Source organism: Microseira sp. BLCC-F43 (assembly GCF_041929235.1).
In the GTDB taxonomy this organism is placed as follows: Bacteria; Cyanobacteriota; Cyanobacteriia; order Cyanobacteriales; family Aerosakkonemataceae; genus Microseira.
Genome location: NZ_JBHFNP010000202.1, coordinates 1 through 11,292, shown reverse-complemented (window position 1 = coordinate 11,292; position 11,292 = coordinate 1). Strand labels below are relative to the sequence as shown.

The window sequence follows — 11,292 nt, the reverse complement described above, 5'->3', positions numbered from 1 at the left end:
TTTATTTTTTTTTTTAACACCAAAAAATTATCCTTTTTTTTTTTTTTAATTTGTTTAAAAATTTTTATTTATTTTTTTTAAATTTTTGTTTTGGTACCCCCACCCTGAGGGGCCCCGCTACACAAACAAAGCGAAAACGCTTTCCCTCACAAGGGCTGCAAGCCGCTGTAAAACAATCATGGACATAAGATTAGCATCCCAGTATTCTATACACAACAGAAAACAAGTAGAAGCAAGTGAAAAAGCAGGATGTTACTGCTGCCTTAGTATCTTTTCACCTGAAGAAATATCTGATTACTGCGATGACGGTACGACCGTACTTTGTCCCAAATGCGGTATCGATAGCGTGCTTGGTTCGCAGTCAGGATATACAATTGATTTAGCAACTCTAAAAAAATTGAAGCAATACTGGTTTTGAACAACTGTAGGGTGCGTCAGGCGCATAGAATTAGTCAGTTTATACCAATGGATTAACGGTCTGCGCCTGACGCACCGCCAGGAATGGTGCTACAAATTTAAAATTCACTAATATCAATGAACTGATTGTCGGGCAGATTCAAGGATTTATGGCAAGTAACGCGATCTTCCTTTTCCCCAGCGATTACTTCAATCCTAAGAAGGTTGATGAGATGTACCTCGACCAGGTTGCATCGCTTTCCGATGCGGGATTCGACACCGCTGCTATCTCTTTGGAATCGTTGGGGAATAGTTCACCAAAGATTAGCCCAATCCTTTCCCAAAGCGCAGAAGTAATTTACAGGGGGTGGATGCTCTCACCCTCAAATTATGAGTTGTTGGTTAGTGCCATAGAGAGCATGGGGGCTAGTGCTTTTACTTCACTAACTGAATACTTAAACACGCATTACCTGCCTTCCTGGTATCCTTTAGTTGCCGAGCTGACACCAGAAACAAAGTTCTATTCGATTGATGATGACTTAGAAACTGAGTTGGAAGCATTAGGTTGGGAACGTTTCTTCATCAAAGATTACGTTAAGTCCCTGAAAACCTCAGTCGGAGCAATTATCGATCGACCCTCCCAGATTGGAACAGTTATTGCCCAAATGCAAAAGTTTCGAGGAACGATTGAAGGTGGTATTTGTGTACGACGAGTTGAAGAGTTTGTCCCCGAATCCGAGCAGCGTTACTTCGTTATCCGTGGCAAAGCGTTTGCAGCTTCTTTAGGCGAAGAAATTCCTAACATTGTTGAGGAATGCGCCCTGAGAATTCAAAGCAAGTTCTTCTCTGTGGATGCGATCGATCGTGAAGATGGAGTCAAGAGAATTGTCGAAATTGGTGACGGGCAAGTGTCGGATTTGGTTGGATGGTCTGCTGAACGTTTTGCACAACTTTGGGCCCATGACAGGTGACGCATCATTCATGTTAGATTGGTCGGGTAAGTACTAGAAGGTTTCTGGTGGTTATGAGCTTCAGTGATGTAAGCTGCTACGCATCTAATTTTACAGTCAATTTTTCTGAGATTCTTGTGGGATGGGCATGCAAGCCCCGTCTCTTTATTCGATTTAAATGCAAAGCAGCTGAGTCGAGGCAATCAAGAGTCTTTCTACCGAAGAAAAGCAAGAAATTCAATTGCTGTTGAAGCAGTACCTACGGGAAGAACGTCGCGAACAGGAACAAAACGGTGAATTAAAGTTTTCCTCCAATATGAATGAACTGAGACAAATGATCGAGGAGTGATGGTGCAGGTTAGCTTCATATCAAATCCGGTTGCATCGGAATGATCGGCCTTTCTTGGTAATTGCTAATTGCCAGCTTGCTAATTGCAAGAAAAGCCCCTACAGGTCGTAATTACGATGCAACGGTCAACGATATCAGTTAGTCATTCCGACCTGCTTTCAACGGTGAAGAACAATTAGATTAATCGGGTCTGGCGAGCGCAATCAGTGTCTAATTGCGCTCGCAACAGCCAAAAATATCCAGGACTTACGCACGACAAACCTATCACCTTTGTTTCTGCCTAGATCTTTAGTTCCTTGCGCGACGATTTTTCAGAGAAACTTTGGTGTTTGCGTCAGTCCTGAATATCCTGTGAAAAGCCAGGGTAGTTAGATTAAGCTATAGCCTCGATCGTGCTGGTTAATGTTGCTATTGAGGGTCGCCACAGATATAATCGGCTCTTGCCCAACCTCGGCTGCCATTGTGGAAAACATTCCACCAATAGAAACCATCAGAGCCATATTGTCCGCGAATCAAGCCAATAGTTTGCCCATTGCGAATCTCTTTAATCTTGGGATATTGCTGTCCTGGACCAGTCCGCAGGGACAGGCGACCATTTCTCGTGTCATTTGTACAGACACGGGCGTAGCTTTGCACATCTGAGTTGCGTGCGGTATCTGTCGGTCCAAGTCCTGGTCCTACCTGTGCTTTAATAGGTAACGCTACAGATAGCATTAGCGTGCTAGTTATTAAAGTTTTTAGCACTGTAGTTTGAAGCATAGTTTTATCCTTGTGTGTGAGTAAAGTGAGCGAACCGATCAACTACTGAATATTGACTTGGAGATATTTGGGTCGATAGATGCGAACGTAGTTCAACAAATCGTCCAAGTCCGATTTATTGGTTAGGGCAATGCACCCTTCTGTCCCGTCTTCCCCATTGTTTTTTTCAAAGGACGGGTCATAATGAATCCCCAATGCTGAACGATTAGTACGAAATAAAGGTTGGATCGGCAAGAAACGTCCGCCAACCTCTGGACTGGTTCCACGCACAGCCGATCTGGCGACTGCGTACAAACCATCTGGCAAAGGCGCTTGCGTACCTGCTTGGTGGCGATTGCGATTTTGGCTATATGCCCGTCCGCTTACGACGGCATAAGTACGGATTAGCTGCCTATTAACATAGAGATTCATTTGATAAAGCGGGTTGCCTTGGGCGTTAGTTCTTCCCATCGGCGTTAGAGTCATGTAGCTACCTTGCTGAACTAACTCCTGTGAATTTGCGCCGTGGAGTTGGCTTCCCTCAAGGGGTACGGGATTTTCAATTTGCGACTCGTTACTAGCGGGTACCTCGACTGAAACAGGTTGACTGTTCTCTAAGATCGGGGCAGAATTCCACTGTTGTCGCTTTCTTGTAGTCAAATTATCAGCGGGTAGCTGACTGCTAACCCTGGGCTTTGCCTCAGTCAATTGTGGGCTTAATTCCTGCACAACAGGAGCGGAACATCCTGCGAATGCAACACAAATTAAGGGGGCGAACGCAAGTTCTTGAAGTTTGGAAAAAATCATTATAGTTTGGATAGGAACTACCCCACGTTCACGTTGTTTTGAGAGATAAAATTCAGCGAAACTTTGCCCAGGCGTACCTGAGTTAAGCCAGTCTGATATCTGGCAGTATTGAGCCAATGGATTATTACTTGTTTTGGCGATCCATTCTGCGCTAAGGCAGATGCACAGATACTAACCCAAGTTGCTAGTTATAACTATCGTGGGTTGCTCGCATTGCTCATCGCTAATTGCTAATTGCTGATGGGAATATTTTTCGGTTCTACCATTAGCCATTAGCTATTAGCCATTAGCCTGTCTTCAGCCCTAAAAAGATAACTAGCAACTTGCGTTACTAAATTACTAGGGATTTAGTACCGTTTTCCTGCCAAAGGAAACGTAAGTATTTGTAGATGCTAAAAACTTGTATAGCGAAACAGAGATTACTTAGTTAGTCAATCTCTCGTTAGCCAGACTTACGTTGACTACCTACTCAGACGTTCCCACTATGAGTTTGGGATGTAATGCACTTTAACCTTGAAAACTTTAGGTAAGTCTTGGCTTTTTCCTGAATTATCTGTAATTCAATGATAGAAATTTCCTACCGATACTGTCGGTACTTTTTAAAGATTCTTTACTTAAACTTTAATAAACCAAAGCTTGTGGTAAGTTTCTGTGAAGCACACCCTATATTTTCCAAAACGGGTGCTTGTTTAATCTGCAAAAACGAGTGGAGTGATGCAACTAGGAAACCTAACCGACTACCCCTACCCTTCCTTCCGACGAGTAACGATCGGAAAGCGGGGTGCTGTGGCGACAAGTCAACCCCTGGCGACTTTAGCAGGGATGGAAATGCTGTTAGCTGGGGGAAATGCAGTCGATGCAGCTATTGCAATGGCGATCGCACTCACCGTAGTTGAACCCACCTCCAATGGTATCGGTGCGGATGCCTTTGCGTTAGTCTGGGATGGGAAACTCCACGGCTTAAATGCTTCCGGAAAAAGTCCCCAATCTCTTACTTTAGAATTATTCGCCGAAATAATACCCGAAACGGGTTGGTTACCCGTCACCGTACCGGGTGCGGTATCTGCTTGGCGCACTTTATGGGAACGTTGGGGAAAGTTACCGTTTGAGCAATTATTTGCACCCGCGATTCGATATGCGGAGTCAGGGTTTCCCGTTTCTCCAGTCACCGCACAAGCTTGGAAACGCGCGGAAAGAGTTTTCTTACCCTTGACTGCAAAGGAATTTGAGCCGTTTAAAGCCGTATTTTTTCCCCAAAACCGCGCACCAGAAGCGGGGGAAGTGTGGGGAAGCAAGTTACATGGGAAGACTTTGAGAGCGATCGCATCCTCTGGCGGCGAAAGTTTCTACAAAGGCGAACTTGCCGAAAAAATCGCTAATTTTGCCGCAGAAACCGGCGGTTTACTAACAGTTTCAGATTTGCAAAACCATCAAGCAGATTGGGTAGAACCAATTGCAACGGATTATCGCGGACTAACTGTCTGGGAACTTCCCCCCAACACCCAAGGAATTGCTACTTTAATCGCTTTAAATATTTTAGAAGGGTTTGATATTGCCAAATATCCCCGCGAATCGGTTGCAAGTTATCACCTGCAAATCGAAGCGATGAAACTGGCTTTTGCAGATATTCATCGTTACGTTGCCGATCCTCGTTATATGGATGTTTCGGTTGCTTCTTTGTTGGATAAAACTTATGCAAAGTCGCGCCGAAGTTTGATTGCAGAACGAGCCATTTCCCTCGCAGAACCAGGAATTCCCAAAGGCGGAACCGTATATCTAGCCGCCGCCGATGGGGAATTAATGGTTTCTTTTATTCAATCTAATTACGAAGGATTTGGTAGCGGAATTCTTGTCCCCGAAACAGGCATTGCACTCCACGATCGCGGCGCATGTTTTACTTTAGAATCGGGACATCCGAATCAAATTGGTGCAGCGAAGCGTCCTTTCCATACAATTATCCCCGGTTTTCTTACCCAAAACGATCGACCATTAGGGCCATTTGGTGTCATGGGAGGGCCAATGCAGCCCCAAGGACACTTGCAATTGGTGGTGAATATAGCTGATTATGGCATGAATCCCCAAGCCGCTCTAGACGCTCCTAGATGGCAATTTATCGCTGGAAATCGGGTCATTTTAGAACCGGCGGTATCTGAAGAAATAGCACAGGCGCTGATAGATAAAGGACATGAAATTCTCATCAGTACAAATAGTTGGCTATTTGGAAAAGGTCAAATTATCTTGAAACAAGGGGACGTTTTTGTTGCTGCATCAGAACCCCGTGCAGATGGGATGGCGCTAGCATGGTAGTAGGTGAAATGGTGCCGTACTCTGCTTGCTAACGCACCCTACGAATAGAGCTATCAATTCAGGGAAAAACTATGCTTTTAGATGTTCGCCTTTTCACCGTTAAAGAATATCACTGCATGGCGGAAGCTGGTATTCTCGCTCCAGATGAACGAGTTGAATTACTAGCGGGACACATTATTAAAATGGCAGCAAAAGGAACCCCCCACAGTGCAGCAACGACTCGCACAGAGAAGCTACTGGAAAATCGTTTGGGAGAGCAGGTTTTGGTAAGAGTACAAGAACCTGTTCGGTTAAACGATCTTTCTGAACCAGAACCAGACATTGCTGTTTTAATACCCGATCCTTTATACTACGAAGACCACCATCCTACGCCATCAGAAGTTTATTTGATTATAGAAGTGGCAGATACAAACCTCGATCGCGACCTCAATTTCAAAGCTGGAATATACGCCCAGTCTGGGATTGCAGATTATTGGGTGTTAGATGTAAGCGATCGCCAACTCCACGTCTTTCGCGAACCGAGTCAAGATGGGTATCAAAATGAGATAATTCTTTCAGATAATCAGACTGTTTCGCCTTTAGCTTTTCCCAATTGTATCGTTACGGTTCGAGAAATGTTGCGACCCATTCCATAATAATTATTCAAATCAAGATATGTTGAAAAAACTGAGGGGTGGATTTTTAATCGGTTTGGGTTATATGCTGTCGCCCCTATCTTGGTGGAACGATTTGTTTTTTAACCTGCCCATCGCATATCTTTTTGGCTATCTCGTCAGTTGGGTGGCACCCGATTTGTTCTTAACCTTTACAGTTGTTGGTTACTGGATTTCTAACGTTTTGGGGATTTTAATGATGCAAATGGGTGCGATGGATATGTTCTTCAATCGGCAAAAAAATAATATCAAAAAGGATTTACTGATTGGATTGGGTACTTCGACTGCTTATACTCTTCTTATCTTGGCGCTGATTTACTTTCACGTTCTTGAATTACCTGTTTTTTTAACCAGTAATTAGGTAACCATAAATAAACTGAACATGGGGCAGGCACCGACGCCCACCCGACAAGAAATCTGAAATACTTTCTGGTGGGATGGGCATTCTGCCCGCCTCACAGCTTACATAACTATTTTCACTTTATTTATTTGCACCTACTTAAATAAATATTGTTGGCAAAATGCTATCGCCGTTGATAAGTCACCCGTTTGTTGCGGATAGTCGATAAATGGACGGTCAATTATTATCAATGGCACGCCTAATTCAGCCGCCACCTTTCGCTTCACATCTTCTCCTCCAGGCGCACCCGAAGCTTTCGTTACCACCATCGAAATTTCCCACTGACGCCATAAAGCTGTTTCTAAATCGGCAGAAATAGGCGGGCGCAAGGCAATTATCCGCTCGGGTGTAAATCCGGCTGCTAATGCTGCTTCTATTGATACCAAAGATGGTAAAATACGCGCAAATAAAGTCGCTTTTTCTTGCCAAGAACGAAACAGGGGTAAGTATTTATAACCGACAGTCAACAACACTCGCTGTTTTTCTAAATAATTGCCAGTAACAAGCGTCTCGCAGCTATCTAATTGAATGGTAATTGGTAATTGGTAATTGGTAATTGGTAATTGGTAATCAAGTATTTCTTCTCCCCGCGTCCCCGCGTCTGGGCGTCCCCGCGTCTTCCCATCTCCCCGCCTCCCCGCGTCGCCGCCTCCCCGCGTCTTCCCATCTCCCCGCGTCTCCCTCTCCAAACAAGGGCGTTCGTAGCGCAAATAGGGGATATTAAACTGGGTGCAGGCGGCGATCGCACACCGCGACACTTCCACCGCATAGGGGTGGGAGGCGTCTAAAACTGCGACGATATTATGTTCTTGGTAGAACATTTCCAGATCGGAAAGTGAAAGACGCCCTACCCAGACTCGCAGCAGGGGCGAGTTTGGATAGAGGGCGCGGGCGGCTTCTGTTGTGACGGTAATCGTGCAGGGTAAAGCCGCAGATGCGATTGCATCTGCGAGTTGAACGCTTTCTGTTGTACCACCGATGAGCCAGATGCGATCGCTCAGATACCTACCCCTTCAGCGCTTTGGTAAAGTTCTGACGATAGGATTTATTGGCGACGAGTAGAACGGGCCACAACAGGGACAAAACCAGCCGATTCGGTAAACTACGGCTAAAATTAGTCCGTTGAAAGCCCTTCCAAAACTTCCAGACGCCACCCGCGTAAACGATTAATAAAACCAAGATAATTAGCTTACCCATTGAACAACTCCGAGGAATTGACCCAATTTAGATTCAAGTATCTATTGACTGCTACACCACTGCCAGAGGGGTTTCCAGTTACGGTCGCCCAATTTATGGCAGCCTATATCTAGGTTAGCGAACAAAGCGCTGCGCCAGCTTGCGGTGCGATATGCCTCGCTTCGCTTCGCGAACGCCCATACCCAGATTGTATTATGGTTCAAACAGAGAAATTTTTCTAAACAATGACCGGGTTTCCTATAGTGGGCGCGGGGCACAAGCATACCCTACCTCTAGGGGATGAACAGTTCGCGCGCCGTTTATTAAATTTCAGGAACGTAGGAAACTAAAAGTAGAGTAGGTGCGGCAAGTGCGGAATTTACGCCTGTGGACAAGAAGATGCCGTCATCCTTGGTTGAAGCAGGAAGCTTTCCGTCAATTTAAGCGAAATGCTTGATTTGAGTAAGTTTTGTGCTGCACCGAACGCAAAATATTTGCAACGATCGTTGAGTATAAACCCCGAAGGAGGACTTATGCGAGCAGTGCTGATGGCTGGCGGTTCGGGAACTAGGCTGAGACCGCTGACTTGCGATCTTCCCAAACCAATGGTACCGATCCTAAATCGACCGATTGCAGAACATATTATCAATCTGCTCAAACGGCATCGCATCACCGAAGTAATTGCCACTTTGCACTACCTGCCAGACGTCATGCGCGACTACTTTTCTGACGGTAGCGACTTTGGCGTGCAAATGACCTATGCGGTGGAAGAAGACCAACCGTTAGGGACGGCAGGTTGCGTCAAAAATATTGCCGACCTGCTCGATTCTACCTTCCTGGTGATCAGCGGCGACAGCATTACCGACTTTGACTTAAACGCAGCGATTGAATTTCATCAGAAAAAGCAATCAAAAGCCACGCTCATACTAACCCGCGTGCCAAATCCGATTGAATTTGGCGTTGTGATTACCGATACCCAAGGGCGGATTCGCCGCTTTTTAGAAAAGCCTTCGAGTAGCGAAATTTTTTCAGATACGGTCAACACGGGAACTTACATCCTAGAACCAGAAGTGCTGGACTATCTCCCCGCCATGACCGAATGCGACTTTTCTAAAGATCTGTTCCCCTTGCTGCTGGATAAAGGGGAACCGATGTACGGATATATCGCCAGCGGTTACTGGTGCGATGTCGGACACCTGGAAGCTTACCGGGAAGCGCAGTACGATGCATTGCACCGCAAGGTAAAACTCGATTTTGCCTACCTTGAGCGATCGCCTGGTATTTGGATCGGTCAAAACACCTATATCGACCCCAACGCCCACATCGAAGCACCTGTAATTATCGGCGATAACTGCCGCATCGGGCCGAGAGCGATCGTGGAAGCGGGTACGGTGATCGGCGATAACGTCACTATCGGCGCCGATGCCAACCTGAAGCGCCCGATTGTCTGGAACGGCGCGATTATCGGCGAAGAAGCCCACCTGCGCGCTTGCACCATCGGTCGCGGGGCGCGGGTAGACCGGCGCGCCAACGTTCTGGAAGGGGCAGTTGTCGGGTCGCTGTCCAGCGTCGGAGAAGAAGCCAACGTCGCCCCCAGCGTGCGCGTCTGGCCTAGCAAGCAAATAGAATCCGGAGCAACTTTAAATATTAACCTGATTTGGGGTCAAACGGCTCAACGCAACTTGTTCGGTCAGCGGGGTGTATCGGGGTTAGCCAATATCGATATTACGCCGGAATTCGCCGTTAAACTGGGCGCGGCTTACGGATCGACCCTCAAACCCGGTGCCACGGTGGCAATTTCGCGAGATCAGCGCGGCATTTCCCGCATGGTCAGTCGCTCTTTAATTGCCGGGTTAATGTCTGTCGGCGTCCACATCCAAAACCTAGAAGCGACGGCTATCCCGATTACCCGCGCGGTAATTCCCACGTTAAACGTAGCCGGTGGCATTCACCTGCGGTTGCATCCAGACCGCGCCGACCATATTTTGATTGAATTTGTGGACTCGAAGGGCATCAATATTTCTAAAAGCCAAGAGAAAAAGATTGAAAGCGCTTATTTCAAGGAAGATTTGCGGCGAGCGCAAATTCACGAAATCGGCAACATGGCTTATCCTTCCCAAGTCATGGATACTTACAGCACCAAGTTTGAGCAGCACCTCAACGTGCAGGCAATTCACCACAGCAATTCTAAAGTGGTGATCGACTACGTTTACGCCGTTTCCGGCGCCATCCTGCCCCAACTGCTGGCAAAATTTGGCTGCGATGCGGTGGTTCTCAATGCCAGTTTGAATCAAACCGCCCTCGCCGGACCTGATCGGGAAACCTTGCTCGTGCAATTGGGTCATGTGGTGGAAGCACTAAAGGCATCTTTTGGGGTGCAAGTATCCGCCAACGGGGAACAGATGATTTTAGTCGATGACACGGGAATGTCGATTCGGGGAGAAATGCTCACCGCGTTGATGGTCGAGACGATTTTAACCAGTCACCCGCGCGGCACCGTTGTCGTCCCGATCCACGCTTCCTCAGCGGTGGAACAAATTGCCCGCCGCCACGATGGTAAAGTGATTCGCACCAAAGCTAACCCGACGGCTTTGATGGAAGCTTCTCAAACCTATCCCAATGTAGTATTGGGCGGTTCGGGAGAAATGGGGTTTATTTTCCCCCAACTGCACCCGGGTTTCGATGCCATGTTCTGCATTGCTAAATTGATTGAAATGCTGACAATTCAAGAGCGGCGCTTCAGTCAAATTCGCACCGAACTTCCCCGGGTTTACCACAAAACTGGCACGGTTCGCTGCCCTTGGACCGTTAAAGGGGCTTTAATGCGTCACCTGGTAGAAACCCACCCAACAGAAAATTTGGAACTGGTGGATGGCGTTAAAATTTGTAACTATCCTCACCATGACAACTGGGTGTTAGTTTTACCCGATGCAGGCGAACCGTTGGTGCATATTTTCGCTAACAGTAATGACCGGCAATGGGTGGATGAAACTTTGCGGGAATATCGCACGCGAGTTCAAGGGTTTATTGATGCCGAACAGGGCTTGGAAGAAATAAAATAGGTAAGGGGTAATCGGTAATGGGTAATGGGTAAAAACCAATTACCAATTACCAATTACCAATTACCAATTACCAATTACCAATTACCAATTACCAATTACAAGGTATGAACAGCTGCATTTTAATGGCGGAGATCGTTGACGAACCGCAACTGCGTTACACTCCTGATAACCAAGTACCCGTAGCGGAAATGGTGGTGGAGTTTCCCGGACTGCGCTCGGAAGAGCCGCCATCGACTTTAAAGGTGGTAGGATGGGGAAATTTGGCTCAGGAAATTAAAGAACGCTGTCATCCAGGCGATCGCGTGGTGCTGGAAGGTCGTTTGAGCATGAATACCATCGAACGCAAACCAGAAGGCTTTAAAGAAAAACGCGCCGAATTAACAGTCCAAAAGGTTCACTACCTGGAAGCAGATCGTAATTTTATCCCGGCTGAACCTGCATCGACTCCTGCTAA

Annotated in this window: 10 protein-coding genes; 6 read left to right on the top strand and 4 right to left on the bottom strand. The window is 46.6% G+C overall.

All coding sequences use genetic code 11. The features are described from left to right. Positions 1–566 precede the first annotated feature (566 nt). Positions 567–1,367, top strand: a complete 801-nt coding sequence (locus ACE1CM_RS27720; protein WP_374882081.1) for an ATP-grasp domain-containing protein — start codon at positions 567–569, stop codon at positions 1,365–1,367. Positions 1,368–2,103: 736 nt separating this feature from the next. Here the strand turns inward: ACE1CM_RS27720 and ACE1CM_RS27715 are convergent. Continuing rightward, positions 2,104–2,454: an SH3 domain-containing protein gene (locus ACE1CM_RS27715; RefSeq protein WP_374882080.1), complete on the bottom strand. Its 351-nt coding sequence runs from the start codon at positions 2,452–2,454 to the stop codon at positions 2,104–2,106. Between the two features lie 42 nt (positions 2,455–2,496). Then, the gene (locus tag ACE1CM_RS27710; RefSeq protein ID WP_374882079.1) at positions 2,497–3,141 is read right to left on the bottom strand and encodes a L,D-transpeptidase; all 645 of its coding nucleotides are present in this window, start codon (positions 3,139–3,141) and stop codon (positions 2,497–2,499) included. 813 nt (positions 3,142–3,954) lie between these two features. Between ACE1CM_RS27710 and ACE1CM_RS27705 the strand changes: the two genes are divergently transcribed. From ACE1CM_RS27705 to ACE1CM_RS27695, 3 genes are all read left to right on the top strand, one after another. After that, the gene (locus ACE1CM_RS27705) at positions 3,955–5,547 is read left to right on the top strand and encodes a gamma-glutamyltransferase family protein (RefSeq protein WP_374882078.1); all 1,593 of its coding nucleotides are present in this window, start codon (positions 3,955–3,957) and stop codon (positions 5,545–5,547) included. A gap of 71 nt (positions 5,548–5,618) precedes the next feature. Beyond that, a complete protein-coding gene (locus tag ACE1CM_RS27700; RefSeq protein ID WP_374882077.1) occupies positions 5,619–6,182 on the top strand; it encodes a Uma2 family endonuclease in 564 nt (187 codons plus the stop codon). Between the two features lie 19 nt (positions 6,183–6,201). Beyond that, positions 6,202–6,561: a hypothetical protein gene (locus ACE1CM_RS27695; RefSeq protein ID WP_374882076.1), complete on the top strand. Its 360-nt coding sequence runs from the start codon at positions 6,202–6,204 to the stop codon at positions 6,559–6,561. A gap of 134 nt (positions 6,562–6,695) precedes the next feature. Here the strand turns inward: ACE1CM_RS27695 and cobK are convergent, their stop codons facing one another. Continuing rightward, positions 6,696–7,580: a precorrin-6A reductase gene (gene cobK, locus ACE1CM_RS27690; RefSeq protein ID WP_374882082.1), complete on the bottom strand. Its 885-nt coding sequence runs from the start codon at positions 7,578–7,580 to the stop codon at positions 6,696–6,698. A gap of 25 nt (positions 7,581–7,605) precedes the next feature. Continuing rightward, entirely contained in the window at positions 7,606–7,797 is a 192-nt protein-coding gene (locus ACE1CM_RS27685) for a hypothetical protein (RefSeq protein ID WP_374882075.1), read from the bottom strand. A 512-nt stretch (positions 7,798–8,309) separates the two neighbouring features. Between ACE1CM_RS27685 and ACE1CM_RS27680 the strand changes: the two genes are divergently transcribed. Beyond that, positions 8,310–10,838, top strand: coding sequence for a sugar phosphate nucleotidyltransferase (locus tag ACE1CM_RS27680; RefSeq protein WP_374882074.1), 2,529 nt, complete (start codon positions 8,310–8,312; stop codon positions 10,836–10,838). A gap of 104 nt (positions 10,839–10,942) precedes the next feature. Then, positions 10,943–11,292: single-stranded DNA-binding protein (locus ACE1CM_RS27675; RefSeq protein WP_374882073.1), on the top strand; the 350-nt coding region annotated here is incomplete at its 3' end.

Bases quoted from the DNA above. Each gene is read 5' to 3' on its own strand.
- ACE1CM_RS27705 (WP_374882078.1), top strand. From the start codon at position 3,955: ATGCAACTAGGAAACCTAACCGACTACCCCTACCCTTCCTTCCGACGA.
- ACE1CM_RS27695 (WP_374882076.1), top strand. From the start codon at position 6,202: ATGTTGAAAAAACTGAGGGGTGGATTTTTAATCGGTTTGGGTTATATG.
- ACE1CM_RS27720 (WP_374882081.1), top strand. From the start codon at position 567: ATGGCAAGTAACGCGATCTTCCTTTTCCCCAGCGATTACTTCAATCCT.
- ACE1CM_RS27685 (WP_374882075.1), bottom strand. From the start codon at position 7,797: ATGGGTAAGCTAATTATCTTGGTTTTATTAATCGTTTACGCGGGTGGC.
- ACE1CM_RS27700 (WP_374882077.1), top strand. From the start codon at position 5,619: ATGCTTTTAGATGTTCGCCTTTTCACCGTTAAAGAATATCACTGCATG.
- ACE1CM_RS27715 (WP_374882080.1), bottom strand. From the start codon at position 2,454: ATGCTTCAAACTACAGTGCTAAAAACTTTAATAACTAGCACGCTAATG.
- ACE1CM_RS27680 (WP_374882074.1), top strand. From the start codon at position 8,310: ATGCGAGCAGTGCTGATGGCTGGCGGTTCGGGAACTAGGCTGAGACCG.